Origin of the sequence: Pseudomonas sp. W22_MBD1_FP4 (assembly GCF_052113765.1) — a bacterium.
Lineage (GTDB): Bacteria > Pseudomonadota > Gammaproteobacteria > Pseudomonadales > Pseudomonadaceae > Aquipseudomonas > Aquipseudomonas sivasensis.
Genome location: NZ_JBGQOI010000030.1, coordinates 1 through 23,745, shown reverse-complemented (window position 1 = coordinate 23,745; position 23,745 = coordinate 1). Strand labels below are relative to the sequence as shown.

23 protein-coding genes and 2 tRNA genes are annotated in these 23,745 nt (G+C 58.4%); 10 read left to right on the top strand and 15 right to left on the bottom strand.

Going from position 1 to position 23,745, the window contains the following annotated elements; translation table 11 throughout:
• The first annotated feature begins 195 nt into the window (after positions 1-195).
• Entirely contained in the window at positions 196-1,194 is a 999-nt protein-coding gene (locus ACEN2T_RS27290; protein ID WP_442117841.1) for an AraC family transcriptional regulator, read from the top strand.
• 138 nt (positions 1,195-1,332) lie between these two features.
• Here the strand turns inward: ACEN2T_RS27290 and ACEN2T_RS27285 are convergent, their stop codons facing one another.
• Genes ACEN2T_RS27285 through ACEN2T_RS27275 form a run of 3 tightly spaced genes read right to left on the bottom strand, consistent with a single transcriptional unit; the run spans position 1,333 to position 3,680 of the window.
• Positions 1,333-2,679, bottom strand: coding sequence for an ATP-binding protein (locus tag ACEN2T_RS27285; protein ID WP_032886789.1), 1,347 nt, complete (start codon positions 2,677-2,679; stop codon positions 1,333-1,335).
• The gene (locus ACEN2T_RS27280; RefSeq protein ID WP_032886788.1) at positions 2,676-3,353 is read right to left on the bottom strand and encodes a response regulator; all 678 of its coding nucleotides are present in this window, start codon (positions 3,351-3,353) and stop codon (positions 2,676-2,678) included. The genes ACEN2T_RS27285 and ACEN2T_RS27280 overlap by 4 nt, the downstream gene beginning before the upstream one ends.
• Before the next feature lie 18 nt (positions 3,354-3,371).
• Complete coding sequence (locus ACEN2T_RS27275; RefSeq protein ID WP_032886787.1) at positions 3,372-3,680, bottom strand: hypothetical protein; 309 nt, start codon at positions 3,678-3,680, stop codon at positions 3,372-3,374.
• A 125-nt stretch (positions 3,681-3,805) separates the two neighbouring features.
• Between ACEN2T_RS27275 and ACEN2T_RS27270 the strand changes: the two genes are divergently transcribed.
• Positions 3,806-4,522: a 4'-phosphopantetheinyl transferase family protein gene (locus ACEN2T_RS27270; RefSeq protein WP_442117840.1), complete on the top strand. Its 717-nt coding sequence runs from the start codon at positions 3,806-3,808 to the stop codon at positions 4,520-4,522.
• A gap of 4 nt (positions 4,523-4,526) precedes the next feature.
• On the opposite strand, the gene ACEN2T_RS27265 is transcribed toward ACEN2T_RS27270, so the two are convergent.
• Both ACEN2T_RS27265 and ACEN2T_RS27260 read right to left on the bottom strand, forming a co-directional pair.
• Entirely contained in the window at positions 4,527-6,137 is a 1,611-nt protein-coding gene (locus ACEN2T_RS27265; protein ID WP_099601979.1) for an ATP-binding protein, read from the bottom strand.
• Positions 6,134-6,859 (bottom strand): response regulator, encoded by a 726-nt coding sequence (locus ACEN2T_RS27260; protein ID WP_032886784.1) that lies wholly within the window; start codon positions 6,857-6,859, stop codon positions 6,134-6,136. Before ACEN2T_RS27260 ends, ACEN2T_RS27265 begins: the two co-directional genes overlap by 4 nt.
• A gap of 715 nt (positions 6,860-7,574) precedes the next feature.
• Here ACEN2T_RS27260 and ACEN2T_RS27255 point away from each other — a divergent pair.
• The gene (locus ACEN2T_RS27255) at positions 7,575-10,469 is read left to right on the top strand and encodes a ribonucleoside-diphosphate reductase subunit alpha (protein ID WP_032886782.1); all 2,895 of its coding nucleotides are present in this window, start codon (positions 7,575-7,577) and stop codon (positions 10,467-10,469) included.
• 184 nt (positions 10,470-10,653) lie between these two features.
• Here the strand turns inward: ACEN2T_RS27255 and flgE are convergent, their stop codons facing one another.
• From flgE to ACEN2T_RS27225, 6 genes are all read right to left on the bottom strand, one after another.
• A complete protein-coding gene (gene flgE, locus ACEN2T_RS27250) occupies positions 10,654-11,958 on the bottom strand; it encodes a flagellar hook protein FlgE (protein ID WP_095185678.1) in 1,305 nt (434 codons plus the stop codon).
• A 31-nt stretch (positions 11,959-11,989) separates the two neighbouring features.
• On the bottom strand, positions 11,990-12,709 hold the full coding sequence (gene flgD / locus ACEN2T_RS27245) for a flagellar hook assembly protein FlgD (protein ID WP_032886778.1): 720 nt from the start codon (positions 12,707-12,709) through the stop codon (positions 11,990-11,992).
• A 16-nt stretch (positions 12,710-12,725) separates the two neighbouring features.
• The gene (gene flgC, locus ACEN2T_RS27240; RefSeq protein WP_032886776.1) at positions 12,726-13,169 is read right to left on the bottom strand and encodes a flagellar basal body rod protein FlgC; all 444 of its coding nucleotides are present in this window, start codon (positions 13,167-13,169) and stop codon (positions 12,726-12,728) included.
• A 3-nt stretch (positions 13,170-13,172) separates the two neighbouring features.
• Positions 13,173-13,580: a flagellar basal body rod protein FlgB gene (gene flgB / locus ACEN2T_RS27235; protein WP_032886775.1), complete on the bottom strand. Its 408-nt coding sequence runs from the start codon at positions 13,578-13,580 to the stop codon at positions 13,173-13,175.
• 312 nt (positions 13,581-13,892) lie between these two features.
• Positions 13,893-14,720 carry a protein-glutamate O-methyltransferase CheR gene (cheR, locus tag ACEN2T_RS27230; RefSeq protein ID WP_032886774.1) on the bottom strand — a complete coding sequence of 276 codons (828 nt, stop codon included), beginning with the start codon at positions 14,718-14,720 and terminating at the stop codon, positions 13,893-13,895.
• A 44-nt stretch (positions 14,721-14,764) separates the two neighbouring features.
• On the bottom strand, positions 14,765-15,697 hold the full coding sequence (locus ACEN2T_RS27225; RefSeq protein WP_032886773.1) for a chemotaxis protein CheV: 933 nt from the start codon (positions 15,695-15,697) through the stop codon (positions 14,765-14,767).
• Between the two features lie 80 nt (positions 15,698-15,777).
• Between ACEN2T_RS27225 and flgA the strand changes: the two genes are divergently transcribed.
• From flgA to ACEN2T_RS27205, 4 genes are all read left to right on the top strand, one after another.
• Positions 15,778-16,542: a flagellar basal body P-ring formation chaperone FlgA gene (flgA, locus tag ACEN2T_RS27220; protein ID WP_442117839.1), complete on the top strand. Its 765-nt coding sequence runs from the start codon at positions 15,778-15,780 to the stop codon at positions 16,540-16,542.
• A 141-nt stretch (positions 16,543-16,683) separates the two neighbouring features.
• Positions 16,684-17,001: a flagellar biosynthesis anti-sigma factor FlgM gene (gene flgM / locus ACEN2T_RS27215; RefSeq protein WP_032886769.1), complete on the top strand. Its 318-nt coding sequence runs from the start codon at positions 16,684-16,686 to the stop codon at positions 16,999-17,001.
• A 48-nt stretch (positions 17,002-17,049) separates the two neighbouring features.
• Positions 17,050-17,520 (top strand): flagella synthesis protein FlgN, encoded by a 471-nt coding sequence (locus ACEN2T_RS27210; protein ID WP_032886768.1) that lies wholly within the window; start codon positions 17,050-17,052, stop codon positions 17,518-17,520.
• Positions 17,521-17,616: 96 nt separating this feature from the next.
• Complete coding sequence (locus ACEN2T_RS27205; protein ID WP_032886767.1) at positions 17,617-18,366, top strand: flagellar brake protein; 750 nt, start codon at positions 17,617-17,619, stop codon at positions 18,364-18,366.
• A gap of 60 nt (positions 18,367-18,426) precedes the next feature.
• On the opposite strand, the gene ACEN2T_RS27200 is transcribed toward ACEN2T_RS27205, so the two are convergent.
• Complete coding sequence (locus tag ACEN2T_RS27200; RefSeq protein WP_442117838.1) at positions 18,427-19,815, bottom strand: MFS transporter; 1,389 nt, start codon at positions 19,813-19,815, stop codon at positions 18,427-18,429.
• Positions 19,816-20,092: 277 nt separating this feature from the next.
• A tRNA-Arg gene (locus tag ACEN2T_RS27195) sits at positions 20,093-20,169 on the bottom strand.
• A gap of 326 nt (positions 20,170-20,495) precedes the next feature.
• Between ACEN2T_RS27195 and ACEN2T_RS27190 the strand changes: the two genes are divergently transcribed.
• From ACEN2T_RS27190 to ACEN2T_RS27180, 3 genes are all read left to right on the top strand, one after another.
• Positions 20,496-20,723, top strand: coding sequence for a hypothetical protein (locus tag ACEN2T_RS27190; protein WP_032886764.1), 228 nt, complete (start codon positions 20,496-20,498; stop codon positions 20,721-20,723).
• A gap of 11 nt (positions 20,724-20,734) precedes the next feature.
• Positions 20,735-20,914, top strand: coding sequence for a PA3371 family protein (locus ACEN2T_RS27185; RefSeq protein ID WP_442117837.1), 180 nt, complete (start codon positions 20,735-20,737; stop codon positions 20,912-20,914).
• Positions 20,915-21,303: 389 nt separating this feature from the next.
• Positions 21,304-21,630, top strand: a complete 327-nt coding sequence (locus ACEN2T_RS27180; RefSeq protein ID WP_003175643.1) for an Arc family DNA-binding protein — start codon at positions 21,304-21,306, stop codon at positions 21,628-21,630.
• A gap of 108 nt (positions 21,631-21,738) precedes the next feature.
• Here the strand turns inward: ACEN2T_RS27180 and mgtE are convergent, their stop codons facing one another.
• Positions 21,739-23,181 carry a magnesium transporter gene (gene mgtE, locus ACEN2T_RS27175; protein ID WP_442117836.1) on the bottom strand — a complete coding sequence of 481 codons (1,443 nt, stop codon included), beginning with the start codon at positions 23,179-23,181 and terminating at the stop codon, positions 21,739-21,741.
• 339 nt (positions 23,182-23,520) lie between these two features.
• Positions 23,521-23,597, bottom strand: a tRNA-Arg gene (locus ACEN2T_RS27170).
• Positions 23,598-23,745 lie beyond the last annotated feature (148 nt).

Below are 23,745 nucleotides of genomic sequence, written 5' to 3'. Positions count from 1 at the left end.
GTGCCACTTTGCTCAAAAGCCCTAAAGGCCTTTAGGCATCAGGGCTGATCGTTTTCAGACGCCTCGCCAGGCGCCAAATCGGTTGGCGAATTTCCGCCACCGCACCCAATCGCGTCCTACAATTTGGCGGATATCCGCCTTGTCGCCTTGCCATGTGCTGACTACCATCCGCCATTCCATGGACGAGGGCCCCGCATGCGTGAACGCACCATCGCCAGTCACTACGCACGGGCCGCCCTGGGCGGAGCGCGTCGGGCCGGTTACGATTATTCGGGCCTGCTGCAACAGTTGGGCATCACCCCAGAGCAGTTGACTGAACCTCGCGCCCGCATTGCGCCGGAGCAATTTACCCGGTTGCTCCAGATGCTTTGGCTGGCGTTGGACGACGAATACTTGGGCTTTGCCGACGGTCCGAGCAAACGTGGCACTTTCGCCATGATGTGCCATGCGTTGATCCACTGCCGCACGCTGGAGAAAGCCCTGGAACGCGGCTTATTATTTTATAGCCTATTCCCACAAGGCCCGCGTTGGCAGCTCACACGGGAAGGCGAAATGGCCCGCCTGAGCCTGGATGACTCCCAACTGTGGGACCCGGATCACTTCCTCAGCGAATGCCTGCTGGTGATCTGGCACCGCCTGGGCAGTTGGCTGATCGGCCAGCGCATCCGACTGCACCAGGCCACGTTCAGCTACCCGATGCCGGCCCACTCCAGCGAATATGACCTGCTGTTCCCCTGCGACCGGGTGTTCGGTTCGCCGAACAGTAGCCTGGTGTTCCCTGCCCGCTACCTGAACATGCCGCTGCTGCAGGATGAGCGCACCCTCAAGCACTTTCTGGAGCGCTCTCCCGCTGACCTGCTGTCACGCCCGGATGAAGGCGATAGCTTGAGCAGTCAGTTGCGACGCCTACTGAGCCACGATCGCACGCCATGGCCGGATCTGGAAGCCGTCGCTCAGCACTTGCACATCAGCCCACAAACCCTTCGCAGGCATTTGCGCGAAGAAGGCACCAGCTTTCAGGCGCTCAAAGATGAGTTGCGGCGGGACATCGCCATCTACCATCTGGGACGGGCGGATTTGTCGTTGCAGGAGATTGCCGAGCAGTTGGGATTTTCCGAACCGTCGGCGTTTCATCGGGCGTTCAAGAAGTGGACAGGGTTAACGCCGGGGGCCTATCGCGCACGGGAGAGTTAGAGAGGCGTTGTGTGTGAGGGCCTCATCGGGGGCAAGCCCCCTCCCACCTTTGACTGCGTTTACAAAGTTTGATGCTTGAATAAATTCAAAATGCGGGAGAGGGCTTGCCCCCGATAGGGTCAGCCCAGCCACTGAAGATCACACAGATGGAAAGTGGATCTTGAACGCCGCGCCACCCAGCGGTGAATCTCCCAGGGTCAGTCGCGCGCCGTAGCTTTCTATGATGTCCTTGACCACCGCCAACCCAATCCCCTGTCCCGGATGCTGGCGGTCCAGCCGCTCGCCCCGTTGCAAAATCCGCGCGCGCTGATCTGGCGGCACGCCTGGTCCGTCATCTTCTATGCACAACTCAATGCCTTCGAGGTTCTCGACCAGACTAACGCGCACTTCACTCAGGCACAGCCGATAGGCGTTTTCCAGCAGGTTGCCGAGCAATTCGAGCAAGGCACCCTTTTCGATCGGCACATCGCAGGCGTGCGGCAGTTCAAAGGACACCCTGACGCCCTTGTCACGATAGACCTTGCCCAAGGTATCGCACAGGCTTTGCAGCACCGGCTCCAGGCGCACTTGATGGCGCACCAGGCCGCTTTTGCGCAAACTGGCGCGCTGCAACTGGTAGCTGATCTGCTGGCTCATGCGTTCGATCTGCGATTGCAGCACCCAGGCCTGATCGCGGTCTTCCGGGCGCTTGGCCATGTCTTCACTCACGCCTTGCAACACGGCGAGCGGGGTTTTCAGGCTGTGAGCCAAGTCATCGAGGGAGTCGCGGTATCGCGTACGTTGTTCACGCTCACTGTGCAGCAAGCGGTTGAGGGAGCCGGTAAGGCGCAGCAATTCACGTGGGTGTTGTTCGGACAGGCTTTCGCGGGTGCCGCCTTCGATCTGGTCAAGCTCCTGACTCAGCCGCCGCAGGGCTTGAAGGCCCCAGGTCAGGCCCAGCCACAGCAACGTCAGCAGCACCAGCAACGCCGCGCCGAAGCCCAAGTAGAGGTTTTCGCGCAGGCCTTCTAGGGTCAGCTGGTATTCGCGCACCGGTTGCAGGGCGACGATACTGAACGCCGCGCTCTTGCCGCCGAGCAGCTTGACCTCCACGTCATAGACGAAGAACTCCTGGCCGTCCGCTTCGCGAATCCTGGCGAATTCATTGCCTCGCCCGTCATAGCGCGGCTTGTAGTTGATGTTTTCTTCCCGGGTAGCCCGCGAGCGCCACACCAAGTGGCCTTCGCGGTCGTAGATATAGCCGAGCAGACGGCTATCGGTCAGGTTGAAACGTTCGTCCGGCAACTGCGCAGGCATCAGCAGGCGGTTGTTTTCGACCCGCGCGGCGGAGATCAGCGTCGTCACGTCCGACGCCAGGCGCTGTTCGATGGAGTCCTGCAGCGCCAGACTGAAAGCGCCCTGCATGGCCGGCAACAAGCCCAGCATGAACAACACGGCCAGGGTCGCTGCCGCCAGCATCAAACGCACACGTAACGAGCGGATCAACGGCAGCGCTCATTGAACAGGTAGCCCAGGCCACGCACGGTGTCGATCGGCTTGAACCCTGTGGGGCCTTCCAGCTTGCGGCGCAGGCGGCCGACCAAGACTTCAATGACGTTTGGATCGCGCTCGTCGTCGTCGGGGTAAAGCTGTTCCATCAAGCGGTCTTTGGCGACAACTTGCTGGTGATGGCGCATCAGGTATTCAAGGATGCGGTATTCGTAGGCGGTCAGCGCCAGGGGCTGTTCGTCGAGGGACGCTTGCTTGCGGTTGAGGTCCAGCAGCAAGGGCCCGGCAACGATAGTCGATTGGGTGAACCCGCTGGAGCGGCGCAGCAAGGCGTTCATGCGCGCCTCCAACTCTTCGAACTGGAATGGTTTGACCACGTAGTCGTCAGCACCGGCGGCCAGGCCTTCGACCTTGTCCTGCCAGTTGCCGCGCGCGGTGAGGATTAGGATCGGAAACGTTTTGGCCTGGCTGCGCAGTTGGCGGATCAGGTCCAGGCCGCCCATGCCGGGCAGGCCCAGGTCGATAATCGCCAGGTCATGGTTGAATTGACCGACCTGGTAAAGCGCCTCTTCGGCGTTGGCCACAGCTTCGACCACGTGGCCGCTGTCGGTCAGGCGGGTAAACAGGTGATGACGCAGCAGCGCCTCATCTTCCACCACCAGCAATTTCATAAGGCTCTCCAAAGCAAATCAACTGTCCGACAGGGGGACATCATAGCGGCCCTGCAGGTCTTGCGGGCGCAGTTTAATGCCATTGAACTGGCCACTCAGGTGCGCGTAACCGGTGCGGTAGGCTGGCTGTGGGGTGGCAAGGCCCAGGGACTGGCCCCAAGGCGTAGGCTGACTGCTCGCGTCTTCGAAACTGACACGTTGAATCAAGGTGCTGGTTTTCTTGGTTTTCTCGCGGCCGAATGCGGCAAAGTCACCATCAGAGGCCTGGACCCCTGCGGTGGCACTGAGCATGGTCAACGCCAACATCAGCTTTTTGATCGCAGTCATGGTGTTACCTCATACGCGTTTGGCTGTTGAGGTCAGCCTACGCAAAAGCCCCTGAACTCCCCCTGAACAGGCGGTGCGCCGCAGCGGGCTATCCTCTGGCGCCTCAACTCGGCAAAATACCGCCCATGAATCTTCTGCCCGCTTGCTGCACACCACTCGACGCCCATTGGCCACTGCCCGAACCATTACCGGGAACAGTGTTTCTCGGCACTCACTTCGACCCGGCATTGTTGGCAACCGGTGATTTCCAACGCTGTGCAGTGCCAGCACCGGCGAGCATCCAGCGCTCAGTGGCCAAGCGCCAAGCCGAGTTTCTGGCCGGTCGCCTGTGCGCCCGCGCCGCTCTGCAACACCTCGATCAGCTTGACTGCATCCCGGCTATCGGCGAAGACCGTGCACCGGTCTGGCCTGCGCACATCAGTGGCTCGATCACACACAGCACCGGGCATGCCGCGGCGATTGTCGGGTACAAGGCGCAATGGCGCGGGTTGGGGATGGACCTGGAAAATGTACTCACGCTGGAGCGCGCGGAGCGTCTGGCCGGGGAAATTCTGACAGCCGACGAGCTGCAGCGTATGGGCGGTGTGGCGCGAGAGCAGATTGCCCTGCTGGTGACGCTGACGTTTTCGGTCAAAGAGAGCCTGTTCAAGGCGCTTTACCCGATTGTGCACAAGCGCTTCTATTTTGAGCATGCCGAGGTGGTGGAGTGGACCGAGGCCGGGCATATAAAGCTGCGGTTGCTGACTGACTTGTCGGATGAGTGGTGCCATGGCAAGGAGTTGGTTGGGCAGTTTGCGGTGAATGATGGGCAGCTCTTGAGCCTGGTGAGCATCAGCGCCTGATAGGTCAGGGTTTATCCTGCCCCCTCGGCCAACTCAAACTGAAACACGCCCCACCCAGGTTGTTGCTCTTGCTGATCAATGCGCGCCCGCCGTGCCAATAGATAATCCGCCGTACAATCGACAAGCCCAGGCCATGGCCCCCGGACGCTCGGGTGCGGCTGTCGTCGAGCCGCAGGAAGGGCGTAAAAATACGCTCCCAGGCGTTTTCCGGCACACCGGGGCCATCGTCCTCGACATCGATTCGACAGCGCACCTGACCCACCTGATAACTGATCAGCACTTGGCTCTGCGCGTGGCGCATGGCATTGCTCACCAGATTTTGCAGGGCACGGTGTAAATAGCGGGGTTCGGCGTCGACCCAGGCGTTATCCCAGTGGGCCGATGACAAGCAGATACCCCGCGCCACAGTCACCTGTGGGCGCAGTGGCGATAATTCGCCAATCACCTGATCAAGCAACGCATCAAGGTCCACTCGCTGAAAACTCAGCTCGGGTGCGCCCTGCTCCAGCCTTGCGTAGGTGAGCATTTCATCCACCAGGCCATCGAGGTCCTGGATATCGCTGTCCATGCCTTCCAGGTACTTGCGCCGGGCCTCTGGGGTAGCAGCGTCGCCGATCATCTCCAATCCGAAGCGCAGGCGCGCTACCGGCGTGCGCAGTTCGTGGGACACCGCACGTACCAGTTCGCGCTGAATCGCCAGCAATTGCTGCAAGTGCTCAGCCATGCCATTGAAGGCCGCGGCGAGGCGACCCACCGAGTCCGCTCCCCGGGCCGGCACGCGCACTTCCAGATTGCCCTTGGCAATGCGTGTCGCGGCCGCCTCCAGGCCACGCAGCCGGCGCTCAAGCTGACGCACCAGCAGATAGACGATCAAGCCGATCAAGGTCAGGCCGATCAAAGCAATCAGGACCAGCCACTGCACCGGGTACGGGTTCATTTGATACAGCGGACCGAGTTCCAGCACCCAGGGCGTACCGACGATGCCGGAGAACACGCGGATCGAGTCGCCACCCTTGCCCAAGGCCATCACCGTATCGCCCTCCGACACGCGGCGGCGCTGGTCGTCGTCCATATCGGCCTGGTCGAGGGTCATCAGGTGCATTTCGAACCCAAAGCCCTTGGCTTCTTTTATATCCGCCAACCTTTGCGGCTGCTCGGCCACGGGGAAGCGCACCAATTCGTCAGCCAGCAGGTAAATGGTCGCACGGGCCAGTTGTTCGCTGATCTGCTGCACCTCACCCGTCAGCACCCACTGCTCTTTATCGCTGACCAGGCGCAGAACACGGGCGGCGTGAGGGCCGGTCTGCTGCACCAGAACCTGGCCGCGTTGCAGGCTGTTGCGCTGGCTGAGGTCCAACTGTGCGTCGGTGAGGCTGCGCAGTTCCAGGGGGATCCCCAGCAAGCGCTCCCACACCGCCAAGGCACGTTGGCGTTCGATAGCGCTCATGGGTTGCAGGTTGTCGCCCATCAAGGCAAAGGTGCCATGGGCGAGGCGCTCGCGGTATTGGCCGCTGCGCACCTCGTTAAGCAGGTGCAAGGCCAGTACGCCCAACAGCGCCACCAGGATGAGGGCCGCGCACATGCCGCCGTAGATACGCAGGAAGATCGAGTTCACAGCGACATATCGGCGGCGGCTTCAGGGACGAATAAGTAGCCTTTGCTACGAATGGTCTTGATCAGACGCGGATGGATCGGATCGTCGCCGATTTTCGGGCGAATTCGTGAGATGCGTACATCGATGGACCGGTCTTGGCCGTCATAGCCGATACCGCGCAGGGCGATAAAGATTTCTTCGCGGGACAGGATGCGCCCGGCATTCGCCACCAGCAGCCACAGCAGGTCAAATTCAGCGCTGGTCAGTTCGATACTGCCGTCGTGCAGCCAGGCTTCGCGCAGGGCGTTGTCTACCACCAACGGGCCGAATTCCAGGCGGCGCTGGTTTTCTACCGTTGCGGATTCGGCGGGCTCACTGCGCCGCAGCAGCGCCTGGATACGCGCCAGCAACAGCCGGGGGCGCACGGGTTTGCATACGTAGTCGTCGGCGCCCATGTCCAGGCCCAGCACCTGGTCCATGTCGTCGGTGCGCGCGGTAAGCATGAGGATCACGCCCTCGTAGCGCTCGCGCACCTTGCGGCAGATGCTCAGGCCATCTTCGCCGGGCAGCATCAGGTCGAGGATCACCAGGTCTGGTTGCTCGGCGATGATACGCGCTGCGGCCTGGGCGCCATCGCCTTCAACCGAAACACGCAGGCCGTTGCTTTCCAAGTACTCACGGGTCAATTCGGCCAATCGCTCGTCGTCCTCGACGATCAGGATTTGCCAGGCTTCTTGCTCCATGCGCTACCTCGATTCTAATTATTGTCATGTACGGGAAGCACAATACTGCCTCTATTGAAGGCCGATTGTAGCCATTCCCCAACCCTGGAACACAAGCCGGTAAATCCATTCGGTGATCGCGTTTTTTTGTGGTAGGGTTCGCGCCCTCAAAAATCCAACCGGCTGTTTTTATATTGGAATATTCGGTGACAAACGGCCGAATCCAGCAGTACTGCGGCCTACACGGGCGTTCCACGTTTCATACACATTTTACCCACAGCGTTATCCACAGGTCGTGCGTTGCTAAGCCCCCCAAAACGCATTATCTTGTACCTCGGCGCTAAAAAAACCCTACATGTAGGGTTTTGAGCGAAAAGACCCAACACAAGTCAGACAAGAAACTCAAGCCCTTTCTTGCTCCTGTTTGGTCGAACCCAAGCATTTTTTGAAAGCCCAAACCGCTCAAGCGGATGGCAGCCGTTTTCAAGCTCCAATAGCAGAAAACGGTACGGGTGTTGCAGTGCTTGAACCTGGCAACTGTCACCCACCAGGAATACGGCCAAGGGCATTAAAGCCCCGAACCGAAGACTTCGGCATGGAAGCGGCGCGAACAGCCCCCCTTCCTCCTGTCCCGAAGTTGTTATGCCAGGCCAACGCCTGCTGTAAGTGCTTCAGGACGGAACGGTGGGCACCGTGATGGTGCCCAAATAAATATAGAATGTGGAGACAACCCCCCATGCAAACCGACACAACTCGCGAGAACCCGCAGGGCTCCGTGCCGCTGGCAGCAGATTCGAATATGGATCTGTCCGCCACTGCACCAGGGCAACTGCGCGTGATCAAGCGTAACGGCACTGTCGTTCCTTACACCGATGACAAAATCACCGTCGCCATCACCAAAGCGTTTCTTGCAGTTGAAGGCGGCACCGCTGCCGCTTCGTCGCGCATCCACGACACCGTTGCCCGCCTGACCGAACAAGTCACCGCGACCTTCAAACGTCGTATGCCGTCGGGCGGCACTATCCACATCGAAGAAATCCAGGACCAGGTCGAACTGGCCCTGATGCGTGCCGGCGAGCAAAAAGTTGCGCGCGACTACGTGATCTACCGTGACGCCCGCTCCAAAGAGCGCGCCGTGCGCTCCCCGGCCGAAGAAGCCGCCGTACAAGCTCACCCGTCGATCCGCATCACCCTGGCCGACGGTACGTTTGCACCGCTGGACCTGGGCCGCCTGAACACCATCATCACCGAGGCCTGCGAAGGCCTGGAAGAAGTCGACGGTGACCTGATCCAGCGCGAAACCCTGAAGAACCTGTACGACGGCGTGGCCCTGACCGACGTCAACACCGCCCTGGTGATGACCGCCCGTACCCTGGTTGAACGCGAGCCGAACTACTCGTTCGTGACCGCGCGCCTGCTGATGGACACCCTGCGTGCCGAAGGCCTGGGCTTCCTGGGCGTGGCCGACAGCGCCACCCACCACGAAATGGCCGACCTGTATGCCAAGGCTCTGCCTGCCTACGTCGCCAAGGGTATCGAGTTCGAATTGCTGAACCCAATCCTGGCCACTTTCGACCTGGAAAAACTCGGCAAGGCGATCAATCACGAGCGCGACCAGCAGTTCACTTACCTGGGCCTGCAAACCCTGTACGACCGTTACTTCATCCACAAGGACGGTATCCGCTTCGAACTGCCGCAAGTGTTCTTCATGCGCGTGGCCATGGGCCTGGCGATCGAAGAGAAGCACAAAGAAGACCGTGCGATCGAGTTCTACAACCTGCTGTCGTCCTTCGACTACATGTCGTCGACCCCGACGCTGTTCAACGCCGGCACCCTGCGTCCACAGCTGTCGAGCTGCTACCTGACCACCGTGCCGGATGACCTGTCGGGTATCTACCACGCGATCCACGACAACGCCATGTTGTCCAAATTCGCAGGCGGCCTGGGCAACGACTGGACGCCGGTGCGGGCCTTGGGTTCGTACATCAAGGGCACCAACGGCAAGTCCCAGGGCGTCGTACCGTTCCTGAAAGTCGTGAACGACACCGCGGTAGCGGTCAACCAGGGCGGCAAGCGCAAAGGCGCTGTGTGTGCCTACCTGGAAACCTGGCACATGGACATTGAAGAGTTCATCGAGCTGCGCAAGAACACAGGTGATGATCGTCGTCGTACCCACGACATGAACACCGCCAACTGGATCCCTGACCTGTTCATGAAACGTGTCTTCGATGACGGCCCGTGGACCCTGTTCTCGCCATCCGAAGTGCCGGACCTGCACGACCTGACCGGCAAGGCTTTCGAAGAACGCTACGAGTATTACGAAGCCCTGTCCCAGTACCCAGGCAAGATCAAGCTGTTCAAGACCATCCAGGCCAAAGACCTGTGGCGCAAGATGCTGTCCATGCTGTTCGAAACCGGCCACCCATGGCTGACCTTCAAGGACCCATGCAACCTGCGCAGCCCGCAGCAGCACGTGGGCGTGGTTCACAGCTCGAACCTGTGCACCGAGATCACCTTGAACACCAACAAGGACGAGATCGCCGTTTGCAACCTGGGTTCGATCAACCTGCCGAACCACATCGTCAACGGCAAGCTGGACACTGCCAAGCTGGAGCGCACCGTCAACACCGCAGTTCGCATGCTCGATAACGTAATCGACATCAACTACTACTCGGTGCCACAGGCGCAGAATTCCAACTTCAAGCACCGCCCGGTTGGCCTGGGCATCATGGGCTTCCAGGACGCGCTGTACCTGCAGCACATCCCTTACGGTTCGGATGCAGCGGTCGAGTTCGCCGACAAGTCCATGGAAGCGGTCAGCTACTACGCGATCCAGGCTTCCTGCGACCTGGCCGACGAGCGCGGTGCCTACGAGACGTTCCAGGGTTCGCTGTGGTCCAAAGGCATCCTGCCGCTGGACTCGCAACAGATCCTGATCGAGCAACGTGGCCAGAAGTACATTGATGTTGACCTGGAAGAATCCCTGGACTGGGCGCCGGTACGTGCCCGCGTGCAGAAAGGTATTCGTAACTCCAACATCATGGCCATCGCACCGACCGCGACCATCGCCAACATCACCGGCGTGTCCCAGTCGATCGAACCGACCTACCAGAACCTGTATGTGAAATCGAACCTGTCGGGCGAATTCACCGTGATCAACCCGTATCTGGTTCGCGACCTCAAGGCTCGCGACCTGTGGGACTCGGTCATGATCAACGACCTGAAGTACTACGACGGTTCCGTGCAGCAGATCGAGCGCATCCCGCAAGAACTCAAAGAGCTCTACGCGACCGCCTTCGAAGTGGACACCAAGTGGATCGTTGACGCCGCCAGCCGTCGTCAGAAGTGGATCGACCAGGCTCAGTCCCTGAACCTGTACATCGCTGGCGCTTCGGGCAAGAAGCTGGACGTGACCTACCGCATGGCTTGGTACCGTGGCCTGAAAACCACTTACTACCTCCGTGCCCTGGCCGCAACCAGCACCGAGAAGTCGACCATCAACACCGGTAAGCTGAACGCTGTATCCAGCGGCAACCATGGTGATGACTCGGTACTCGCTGCTCCAGCCGGTCCGGCACCCGTGCCAAAGGCCTGCGCGATTGATGAGCCGGATTGCGAAGCTTGCCAATAAGCTAAGCAGGTAAGCGCCTAATAGCGCTTACTCGAAACCCCCGATCAACCCTCTGGGCTGGTCGGGGGTTTTCTTTTGCCTGCGGTTTGATCGCTCTCACCCGTGGGGACCGTTTCAAACACACTTTTCTTACATCCACAAAAAAGCCCCTCTCACGAGGGGCTTCTTGTGGAGCATTACCGCATCAGGTCATCTGAATGATGGTCTGCATGATGGTGCTCTGGGTGGAGATGGTCTTGGCGTTCGCCTGATAGTTGCTCTGGGCCTTGATCAGGTCTACCAGCTCGTTGGTCAGGTTGACGTTGGAGTTCTCCAGGGAGTTGGCCACAATCGAACCCAGGGTCCCGGATTGCGGGGTGTCGTAACCCGGCTGGCCCGAGGAGAAGGTCTCTCTCCAAGCGGTGCTGCCCGCAGGCTGCAGGCCCTGTTCGTTGTTGAAGCTGGCCAGGGAGATCTGGCCAATGGCCTTGCTCTGCTGGTTGCTGAACGTGGCGAACATGACGCCGTTGCCGTCGATTTTCAGGCCGGTGATCTGGCCGGTGGCGTAGCCGTCGGTAGTCGGTGGGTTGCGGTAGCTGGCCGAGTTGTACTGGGTGATATTGCCCATATTCACGGCAATTGGCCCGGCGGTCGCTTCGTTTGGCGTCCAATTGCCATCGGTCACCGATCCTGGGACCCAGCCAGTGAGCGTCAATGTCTTGCTGCTCACGCCACCGGTAACAACATCTTTAAGCTTACCGGCACCATCAAAAGTGATGGTCGATGGCACAGGTGCAGTGGTGCCGGTCGTTGTCGGCTTGGAACCATCCAGGTTACGACCATCGATCAACGTGTAGGCATTCCATTCGTTGGCGTCGGTTTTCACCATGTACTGCACCATGGCGTGCGAGTTGCCTTGGGAGTCGTACAAGGTGGTGCTGTACTGAGTGGTAAAGGTGGTGGTGTCGCTTGGGTCGAACGGCTTGTCGGTCTGATTGATCACCGGCTCCGACGAGTTCAGGTTACTGGTGGAATCCACTTTGGTGGACGCCTTCGGCGGCAGGTAAGACAAGTTCAGTTGCAGGTCGGTCAAGCCACCCTTGATGATCTTGCCGTCTTCATCCGCTGCGTAGCCTTGCAGGCGCGAGGTGCCGGTGTTGTTGGTGATATAGCCGTCTTTGTCGGCACGGAACGCACCACTACGGGTGTATTCCAGCGAACCGTCGCTGCCCTTCTGCACGAAGAAGCCACCGCCCTGGATCGCCATGTCCAGCACGCCGCCGCTGTTGTTGACGTCACCTTGGGTGAACTGCTGGGACACCGCCGCCAGGTTCACACCATTGCCGATGCTGTTCTGGCCGGTGCCCAATTTGGACGCGGCGTAGATGTCGGCGAATTCCGCACGGGACGACTTGAAGCCAGTGGTCGCGACGTTGGCGATGTTGTTGCCAGTCACGTCCAATTGTTTGTTGGCCGCATAGAGGCCGCTAAGGCCGATATTAAAAGACATGTTTCTCTCCCTCTGCCGTAGTTAGCCGGCTCTATGTACCGATAGTCTGAATTTGCGACAGCTTGACGCTGCCCATGCCACCCGCAAGGTTCAGCAGCATCTCGCCACCGGTCTTGCTCAAAGTCACGCTGGTCACCGTTGCCGGCAACGAAGTGGCCAGGGCCACTGAATCGCCCGCGTCATTCTTGGTCGTGGCCGCGAAGGTGTAGGTACCCGCTGGAGCCACCTCACCCGCATCGTTCTTGCCATCCCAGATGAAGCTCGCGGTGCCGGCGCTCTGGGCACCCATATCAATGGTGCGCACCAAGTTGCCATCTTTGTCAGTGATCTTGATGGCGACGTTGCCGGTGGCTGCAGTCACAGCTACCGAACCGTTCATGCTCTTGCTCGTATCCACCAGGGCCTTGTCGGTCTGGGTGATGATCGAACGCCCAACCAGCGACGAAGCCTGCAGCGCCTGGGAGGAGCTGAAGTTGCTGGAGATTGCATTCACCGAGTCGTTGAGGGTGTTGATGCCTTCCAGGCTGCTGAACTGGGCCAGTTGGGCCACAAATGCACCGTTGTCCTGAGGCGACAGCGGGTCCTGGTTTTTCAGCTGGGTGACGAGCAGCTGCAGGAATGCATCTTTACCCAACGACTGATTGCCGGTAGCAGCAGCAGCCGTACTCGCGACATTGTTTGTTGCAGTGCTGACCTTGGAATTGAAAAGGTCCTGGACTGCCGAATTAGTAGACGTATCAACGATGGCCATTATTTGGCGCCCCTTATCACTGACCCAGGGTCAGGACCTTCTGCATCATGGTTTTGGCGGTGTTCATCATTTCCGCATTGGTCTGGAACGAGCGGCTGGCAGAAATCATGTCGGCCATTTCCTCGACCACGTTGACGTTCGGGTAGTACACGTAGCCTTTTTCGTTCGCAGCCGGGTGGTTCGGCTCGTAGCGGGCTTCGAGGTTGCTCTGGTCTTCGACCACGCCGAGCACCTGCACGCCAGAGCCTGCTGCGCCCTGCTCCTGAAACAACGAATCGCTGCCGCCGTTCTGGCCGCCCTGGAACATGGTGGCGAAGACCGGGTGACGCGCACGGTAGGTCTGGTCAATGCTCGAAGACACAGTCTCGGCGTTGGCGATGTTACTGGCGACGGTGTTGAGACGCGTGGTCTGGGCGCTCATGCCACTACCGGCAATATTGAAAACACTGGACAGGGACATGGCTTACTCTCCACGAAGGGCCGACATCAGCCCTTTGAATTTGCTGTTGAGCAGCGTAAAGCTGGCTTGGAAGTTCACCGAGTTCTCGGCGTAGGCCGATTGCTCCAGCTGGGCGTCGACGGTGTTCTGGTCGATCGACGGCTGCATCGGCGTGCGATACAGCAGCGACTCGTCACCACTGCTCAGGCCTTGTGCTTCGATATGACGGTTGTTGGTCATGTTCAAGGCGAAGGTGCCGTTCTTGGTCTTGTCCTGCTGTGCGGCAAGCACGGCGGAGAAGTCCAGGTCCCGAGCCTTGTAGTTCGGGGTATCGGCGTTGGCAATGTTGTTGGCCAGGACTTCAGCACGCTGGGCGCGGAAGCCCAGGGCTTTTTCGTGGATACCGAGCGCTTTATCGAAGCTGATGCTCATGGCGGAAACCTTTAGGCTGACCTGCTGTTCGTTAACTGGGTTATAGCAAAGCGCATGCCAGTTTCTGAAAAGCCCATGAATCAAGGGTTTACGGGGATATTGCCGGCGGCAATGCCAGAAAAGCGGCAACGGGTCTCCGCGTAGCGCCAGTAAAGCGGCAATCCGGCTTGCCGCTATCCTGAGGATTGCCGCACAAAAAAAATGTGGGAGGGGGCTTGCCCCCGATAGCGGTGTATCAGTGATAGATGCATCAACTGAACCACCGTTATCGGGGGCAAGCCCCCTCCCACATTCTTGACCGCGTACGCTTTATTACTTGGCCTGGTAGATGATCCCAGGGCTGCACTGCACCATCTGGAAATGATCCGGCAGGCCATTGAGCGCCTCGGAAGCACCGAGGAACAAGTAACCGCCACGCTTGAGGGTGCCGTGGATGCGCAAGAGGATGTCTTTCTTCACTTCGGCCGAAAAGTAGATCAGCACGTTGCGGCAAAACACCATGTCGAACTTGCCAAGGCTGGCGTAGCTATCAAGCAGGTTGAACGAGCGGAACTCAACGCGGCTCTTGATTGGCGCCTTGATCGCCCAACGCCCCGCCCCTTTCGGGTCGAAGTAACGTTGCAGGCGTTCCTGGGACAACCCACGTCCCAGAGCCAGGCTGTCGTACTCGCCGGTCTTGCAATTAGTGAGCATGGTGCCGGACAGGTCAGTGGCAACAATTTGTGCCCCGGCCTTCAACTGACCCATGTTTGTCCGCTCGAACTCATCAATGGACATCGAGATAGAGTACGGTTCCTGCCCCGAGGAGCAGGCTGCCGACCAGATGCGCAAACGCTGGCCCGGGCTGGCCTTGATAGCCTCCGGCAGCACTTTGCTCTTGAGCACTTCAAAGGGGTAAGTATCACGAAACCAAAGGGTTTCGTTGGTGGTCATGGCATCGACCACCATTTCTTTGAGACCACTGCGCGGCTGCCCCTGGATCCGTTGAACCAACTCGCCCAGGGACTTGATGCCCTGCTGCTCCATCAGTTTGTTAAGACGGCTGGATACCAGGTATTGCTTGTTTTCACCGAGCAATATGCCACAGGCTTTTTCCAGGAAGACCCGGAACTGTTCAAAATCCAAATTACCCGTAGACACTGATACCGCCTCTAAAATCGTAAGACCGCCAGGGCAACAAGCCCTTAGCTGTGATCTGCTGCCTTGATCCGGTCGACTACCCGGGATGCCAGGTCATCAGGACGGAATTTGGCCAGGAAGTCATCGGCACCGACCTTCTTGACCATCGCCTGATTGAATACGCCCGACAACGAAGTATGCAGGATGATATGCAATTTTTGCATGCGTGGATCGCTGCGTATCTCAGCCGTGAGGGTGTAGCCGTCCATTTCCGGCATCTCGATGTCGGAGATCATCATCAAGAATTCTTCTTCCGGTTTCTTGCCTTCATCCACCAGCTTGCGCAGGTAATCCAGCGCCTGGCGACCATCATTAAGCGCCACCACTTCCACGCCGACGGTTTGCAGGCAACGGGTCACCTGCTTGCGTGCCACCGAGGAGTCATCCACCGTGAGCACACGCAGCGAGACCGCCTTATGCGCCGTTTCGGCATCCACCACGCCCACGGAAATCGATTCCGAGGTCGGCGCAACTTCGGCGAGGATCTTCTCCACGTCGATGATTTCCACCAACTGGTTATCGACCCGAGTCACCGCCGTGAGGTAGTGGTCGCGGCCAGTGCCCTTGGGCGGCGGATGAATCTCTTCCCAGTTCATGTTGACGATGCGCTCCACCGAGCGCACCAGGAAGCCCTGGGTCTTGGTGTTGTACTCGGTGATGATTACGAACGGGTTCTCGCGGTCCTGCAGGCCAGCCGAACCGGTGGCCAGGGCCAGGTCAAGAATCGGGATGGTCGCGCCACGGATGTTGGCTACGCCACACACCACAGGGCTGGACTTGGGCATGATCGTCAGCTTGGGACATTGCAGCACTTCCCGCACCTTGAACACATTGATGCCGTACAGCTGTTTGCCATCCAGGCGAAAAAGCAACAACTCCAGGCGATTCTGCCCTACCAGCTGTGTGCGCTGGTTTACTGAATCCATTACTCCTGCCATGCCCAGACTCCTACGCTAAAACCTTGAAGGTGCGACGCGCACCCAACACTAAACGGCACGAGCTTTGCTATTTATTGGCCATGGATATTAAAACGACAGTTTCCCGACGCCTTCGATTCCCACAGTACCGCAGATTGCTCTGCGCCTCGGTGGCATTGCTTGCTCTCTGCCTCGGCGCCACGGCCCGCGCAGATAACGTCACCTTGCCTGATCTACTTATCGGCGTCACTCAGGGCTTTCTTGAGTTCACTGTAGAAGATTATCTGGCGACCACCCGGACACCGGGGCGTTATGAAATCCAGGTCAACCAGTTGGACCCGCGCCTGCGCATGCCTATGTGCGACAAGGAATTGACAGCGACCCTGGAAAGCCCTGCTCAGCCTATCGGCCGCGTGACGGTGCGGGTGCGCTGCGATGGCGCCTCGCCCTGGACGGTGTTTGTGCCGGCACAGGTCAAGCTATTCCGCGATGTAGTGGTGGTGGCCCGACCGCTGAAACGCACCGGCATCATTGGTTTTGAAGACGTTGTGCTGCGTGAACGCGACATCAGCCTGATCAACCAGGGCTATCTCACATCAGTGGACCAAGCCATCGGGCAGAAATTGACCCGACCAGTGGTCACCGATCAGGTGATTACGCTGGTGCATCTGGAACAGGCCGAGGTCATTCGCAAGGGCGATCAGGTGGTGATTTCCGCGAGCAGCGGAGGATTGAATGTGAAAATGCCTGGCGAAGCACTGTCCAACGGCGGTATGAGCGAACAGATTCGAGTCAAGAACCTCAACTCCAACCGCGTGATCAAGGCGCGGGTGACAGCCCCAGGGCAAGTCGAGGTCGCTTTATAGATTACTGGTACAGGACGCTGGGTTTTCCTACACTGTGCACGAGAAGTCCCGTGCGGAGATTTATTGTCATTCGCGCCTAAAGTTTGTCCGGGTATGGCCGAAAACATGGCAAGCGTCCAAATACCCAGAGGTTTTTTTATCATGGTCATCGATTTCAGCCGTTTAAATAACGCCCCGACGACGTCAGGCACTACGCGCACCACCAGCACCAAGGACAGCGTAGAAGCCAAGGCCCCGGCGCTGCCCGTCAAGGCAGAACAGGCCAGCCAGAGCGGGGAATCCGTACACCTGAGCAATGAGGCTCAACAGTTGCAGAAGGTCACTGACTCGCTGCGCGATCAACCCGTGGTCAATAAAGCCCGTGTGGCCGAATTGAAACAGGCAATCGCCGATGGCAGCTATAAAGTCGACAGCAACCGTGTAGCCAGCAAGCTGCTTAATTTCGAAGCCGAGCGCTAGGCAAAGGCCTGCGCAGGGCTTTTGGACGCTTAAAACCCAAGGCCAGCCATGCATCACGACGAACATTTGCTGCAACTGATCATTGATGATCTAGCGCCGACGCAACAATTGCTGGAGCTGCTAAGAGAGGAATCACTGGCCCTTTACGGCCGGGATATGCCGTTGCTGGAAGAAATTCTGGCGCGCAAACAGTCGCTGATTGTCCTCTTGGAACAACACGGCAAAAAACGCAGCCAGATCCTGATCAGCCTTGGCCTGCCGGCAGACCACGACGGCTTGGCGCAGCTGGCCAGCCACTCCTCGGTCGGCGATCAGCTCCTGAGCCAGAGCAAAGAACTCAACCAATTGCTCGCCCAGTGCCAGGAAGCCAACCTGCTTAACGGTCAGTCGATCCAGCTTCAGCAAGCCACGACTGCCAACCAGTTGCGCATACTCCACGGCGGAGAGCCGCCGGCACTGTATAACGCCCAGGGATCAACCTCGCGCCTGGTCAAGCCAAGCACCCGCAGCCAAGCCTGACGCCAGTTTACTGTGCGCCCTATCCAAGGCGCGCCACATGCTGGCAAAATGCCGGTTCTTGCGTGTAGTCGTATTTTGTCTGGAGATGGAAGAACCGTGTTCAACGCCCTTAATGCGGAAGATGCGCCGCAGCCACCCAAGGTGCTCACCACGCCTCTGGAAATCGCAGGCACCTTGCGGATGCTGCAAGACAGCCATGACCCGCTGATCATCACCTTCCATGAGCGCAGCCAGCGCTTCCAGAGCTATCTGGTGGACGTTAACCGTGACAGCAGCACGCTGGCGCTGGACGAAATGATCCCCCGTGATGGCGAACGCCACCTCGAAAACGGCGAACCCTTCCGTATCGAAGGCTTCCACGACGGCGTGCGCGTCGCCTGGGAAAGCACCGGCAACCTCAAAATCAGCGAAAAAGATGGCCACCGTATCTACACCGGCAGCCTGCCGGACGAGGTGGTCTATCATCAGCGCCGCAATGCATTTCGCGCCGCGCTGAAGCTGGCACAACTGGTGAACATCGAGCTCGGCGGCGAAAAACTCAAGGCGCCGGTCAACGGCAAATTGCTCGATATCTCCGCCACCGGCTGCAAACTGCGCTTTGAAGGCGACATCTCCGAACGCTTGCAACTGGGCCAGGTCTACGACCGCTTTATCGCCGCCCTGCCGTTTGGGAGCATGACCACTTCGGTCGAGCTGCGTTACCTGCACTTCGAAGAGAAGATAAACACCACCTTTGCCGGCGTGCGCTTCCACAATATGAGTGGCCTGGTGCAGCGCCAAGTCGAACGTTTTGTGTATCAACTGCAGCGAGAAGCGCGGCGCTTCGACAAGGACGACGATTTTTAATCATTAAAGATCGCGGTAAAAAAACGGGCAGATCCTTTGGGGATCTGCCCGTTTTTACTTTCAGGGGCGCGCCCTGCTCAAGTCATGCGGATGCTCTTCCGGCCCCAGAGGTTCCGGCGGCCCGACAAAGGCTGGCTCATCTACTGGCGGCTGGGGATCAATTTCCGGCTCAGGCTCAGGATCAGGGACATTCTGCATCTGCTCCTGCACCACTTGCTCATCGACCCGTGGATCAAGCGCGGCCACCAGCGGCGAACTCGACATGCTGTCGGGCATCGCAACGTGATGCAGGGGGGCATCCTCCACCTGATGCAAATTGGTCACCGCCTTCGGCCGGATGCGCCATACCAGGATCAACGCACACAGGCTGAAGAAGGCATACAGCATTTGGCTGCCGAACATCTTCATGATCACGCCTGCCAGCAACGGCCCGATACTCGCACCAACGCCATAAGTCACCAGCAGCATGGCGGTCAGCGATACTCGACGATCGCCTTCCACATGGTCATTGGAAAACGCCACCGCCAGCGGGTACAGACAGAACTGCACCAGCGAACACAGGAAGCCCGCGACAAACAGCACTTCCAGCGGCACCTGAGTCATGATCGCCAGCGGCAAGGCCGCTACCGCCAGGCACAAGGCAAAACAACGAATCAACAGCGCCCTATCATAACGATCCGACAACCAGCCCAGAGGCCACTGCACCAGCAGTCCGGCAAAAATGCAGCTACCCATGAACAGGCCGACTTGCTCCGTCGTGAGCCCCTGCTGGGACGCATAAAGCGGCGCCAAACCGTAAAACGAACCGACAATCAACCCCGCACCCAACACTGTACTCAGCGACTGGGGCACGCGCTTGATAAAGAAACGCGGCTCCATCGGCGCGGGGTGTAAGGCCGCCGGGTGAATACGTCGAGTCATGGCCACCGGCACCAGGCACAGGGCAAAGCACAGCGCCACCAGCATCAGCAACTCAAGGCCAAGCTGGGGATGCATGACCAGGATCAATTGACCCAGCACCAGCCCAAGGTAGGACGCGATCATATAGCCGCTGAATACCACGCCCCTCTGCTTGGCATCCGCCTGCTCATTGAGCCAGCTCTCGATGACCATGTACTGGCACATCATTCCGAGGCCGACAATCATCCGCAGCACGATCCAGGCCGGCAACCAGTCGATCAGGCCATGGCCCAGCACCGCCGCGCCGACGATACCGGCGCAGGTGGCATAGGCACGGATGTGCCCGACTCTCGCAATCAAGCGGTGCCCGATCTTGCCGCCCAAAACCAGGCCAAAGTAGTTGGCCGCCATCAGCGCACCCACCCATAGGCTGTCGACATGGTCGGCCGCCAGACGCAAGGCCAGGTAGGTACTGAGCAGGCCAGAGCCGATCAGCATCATCAAGGACGCGAAATAAAGGGCTCGAAAAGATTTCCAGATCTGACGCATCGGCGTTCCGAGCGGCTCCTTGCAGTGAGAGACAGGGCTATCGGCATGATAGTCCTGGGTGGCCGGTTCCGGACAGGCGGTATGAGCTGTTTCCGGGGATTAATTTGCTTGAACAGCTCAGACGACACGGGGCGTCGTAAGAGGTACACCATCGCGAAAAATACCCGACAGCACCTGCTGTGAACATTGATCGGCGGCAAGGTTCGATTGTTGTTTGAAAAGACCGAGCACGCACAAAAAAGCCCCGCCCAGAATAGTCTGTGCGGGGCTTTGGAACTGGTGTCCCAGGGCCGGTTCGAACGGCCAACCTTCCCCTTAGGAGGGGGATGCTCTATCCAATTGAGCTACTGGGACAAATGACAGCCGTCGGGCCAAGGGCATTGCGACGGACGGCGTGCATGTTAACGGCCGAGTTAGGTTTTGTCATGTCGTCCGTGGGCTTTTTGAGTGTAGGAGGATCCGCGCCCCGGAGGTCGCGGTTTCGACCCGCAAATACGGGCACTCAGGCTAATCGTGCAAAATGCACTCCCCCAAAATGCCAGCATTGCAAATTGCAAGCCTTTGACATCTTTATCAATACCTAAACCATTGATTTTATTGAATTAATAGATTGGCACGACACCTGCAATACTTCTGCCATACCACCCCTTCAGCCACGGCGTTAAGCGGAGAACATGACCATGAACAGTGCCCTTTTGTTAACCCTTAACGCCATCGCTCTGGCTACGCTGGTCACATTCCATTTTCAGTCGGCGGGCGACAATGACCCAGCACAGATCAGCCAGGCGGTTCCGCACCACTTGCAACAACGCCCGCAGTTGGCAGTCATGACGCCGAACGCGCAGTCGCCGGTACGCTTGACTCAAGGCACTCAGGCCGCCCCGGCCTCCGAACACTGGGTATTTTAAGGTAACCGCTCATGACCAAAACTGCCTGGCTTTTTCTGTGCCTGACCACTATCACTGGCATCTACGGGTTGGGTGCCGAATCCCAGGACACTCAACTCAACGCACTTATTGCGAGCGGTGTCTGCGCCTGCATTCTACTGCTGGCCCTTGTTATGGGTCGCCGCATCAAATTCGACCCGGTTTTGCGCTGACCCCCTCCCCCCTCGTCCTACCTTATGTCGCCTCGCCCTAGTAAATCGGCAAATTGCCACTAGTCTTAAACGCAGGGGCAAAAGGCCACTTTGCTATACGATGTGCCGCCCGAATGCCCCGTTGCGGCCCGTTCTACGGGAAGATCGTCAAGCGCCCCTCTCGCAGAAAAGTTTTCCAACCAGTCCGCAAAAATGCAAATCAGTGCTGGCATAAAGCCTTTAGGCAGTTCAATATTTGTCACAGAATTGACGCCAAGGAACTGGCAAATCTGAGGCATGATGCGGCCTCTTTGCAATTCGGGTTGAACTTTGGTCGTGAGTCTTGTCTTAACTCTCATCGCTTGCGGCCAATTCCAAAAACCGCTCCCCTGAACTAACCGGTTAAATATATGCGCCCATTGAAACAGGCAATTTATTCCAGCCGTACGGCTGACAAGTTCGTCGTACGTCTGCCAGACGGAATGCGGGAACGCATTGCCGAGGTGGCTCGCAATCATCACCGCAGCATGAACTCCGAAATCATCGCGCGCCTGGAACAGAGCCTTATTCAGGAAGGTGCGCTAGGTGACGAGTTGAGCATGCGCCTGGATAGTCCTGAGCTGTCACTGCATGAACGCGAACTGCTGCAGCGTTTTCGTCAGCTCTCCCATCGCCAACAAAATGCCCTCGTCTCGCTTATCGCGCACGACGTAGAGGCGGCCGCAGAAGCCAATTGATCTGCAACTGAAAGCCGAGGCCAGCCATGTGCTGGCTTTTTTTTGCCCGGATTTTAGAAAGATAACGCGAGGCTGGGGGGGCAAATTTGCCCCCGCCGTCGGAAGGGATCAGAGCAGGAAGATCGTCGCCAGACCCAGGAAGATAAAGAAGCCGCCACTGTCGGTCATGGCGGTGATCATCACGCTGGCGCCCATGGCTGGATCTCGGCCGAGGCGCGCCAGGGTCATGGGGATCAGCACACCCATTAGCGCTGCCAGGAGCAAGTTGAGCGTCATAGCGGCGGTCATCACCACCCCCAGCGACCAGCTGCCATAGAGCAAGTAAGCCACCAGACCAATCACACCACCCCATACCAGGCCGTTGATCAGACCCACTGCCAGCTCCTTGCGCAGCAGGCGCGAAGAGTTGGCAGTACTCACCTGATCCAGCGCCATGGCGCGCACGATCATAGTAATGGTCTGATTACCGGAGTTACCGCCAATACCTGCCACAATCGGCATCAACGCAGCCAAAGCCACCAGTTTTTCGATAGACCCCTCAAAAAGCCCAATCACACGAGAGGCTATAAATGCCGTGATCAGGTTCACTGCCAGCCAGGCCCAGCGGTTATGCAGCGAACGCCAGACCGACGCAAAAATATCTTCCTCTTCACGCAAACCCGCCATGTTGAGGACTTCGGTTTCACTCTCTTCACGAATAAGGTCGACGATTTCGTCGATGGTCAGACGGCCGATCAGCTTGCCGTTCTTGTCGACCACAGGCGCCGAGATCAAGTCGTAGCGCTCAAAAGCTTGGGCCGCGTCGTAGGCGTCTTCGTCCGGATGAAAACTGACGGTATCGCTGGCCATCAGGTCAGCAACCTTTTTTTCAGGATCATTGACCAGCAGCCGCTTGATCGGCAGCACGCCCTTGAGAATGCCTTCGTAGTCAACCACGAACAGTTTGTCGGTATGACTCGGCAGCTCTTTCAAACGACGCAGGTAACGCAACACCACTTCAAGGCTGACATCCTCTCGGATGGTGACCATCTCGAAGTCCATCAGCGCGCCGACCTGGTCCTCGTCATAGGACAACGCGGAGCGCACGCGCTCACGCTGTTGGCCGTCGAGTGCCTCCATCAGCTCATGGACAACATCACGGGGCAGCTCAGGGGCCAGGTCAGCCAGTTCGTCGGCGTCCATTTCCCTGGCCGCAGCCAGGAGCTCGTGATCGTCCATGTCGGCGATCAGGGTTTCACGAACAGAATCGGATACTTCGAGCAGGATGTCGCCGTCGCGGTCGGCCTTGACCAACTGCCAGAGGGTCAGTCGATCATCGAGCGGCAAGGCTTCGAGAATGTAGGCAACGTCGGCGGAGTGCAGATCATCGAGCTTGCGCTGCAATTCGACGAGGTTTTGCCGGTGAACCAGGTTTTCGACGCGGTCGTGGTTTGGACCTTCCTGGCGATGCGTAAGGTCTTCGACCACGCGCTGGCGCTGCAGCAGCTCAATGACTTGAGCCAAGCGATCTTGCAGGCTTTCTTGTGTTTTCTTTACTTCTACTTCGGTCATAGGCGAACTCCACTCCCAGCAGCGGGGCACGCCGGAAGGATCAATCAGTCAATTCATGATTGGTAAAGCGGGGTACTGAGTAACTACTGGGTAAGTCCATGGAGGTATTCCACAAGCCCCGGCGGGGCTGACGGGCGCAATGATACACCGACCGACCATCTTAAATGTCAAAAAACTGGAAAGAACAAGCGCTTGCGAGCCAAAGCTGAGTATTGGCTGCATCTTAGAACTGCGACGCCACGGCGCGAAGGGAAAACACACAAGGAAGGAGAAAAAGATAAAGTCCGACACAAACCCCAGACGGCAAAAAGCCCGCACTAGGCGGGCTTTTTGTTTGTATGGTGCACTCGACAGGATTCGAACCTGTGACCGCTCGGTTCGTAGCCGAGTACTCTATCCAGCTGAGCTACGAGTGCAGATTGTGTTTTTAGACCAGATCACAACTGGTTGAAGCCAAGTTAACCGCATTACTGCAACTAACTCTTAAATGGTGCACTCGACAGGATTCGAACCTGTGACCGCTCGGTTCGTAGCCGAGTACTCTATCCAGCTGAGCTACGAGTG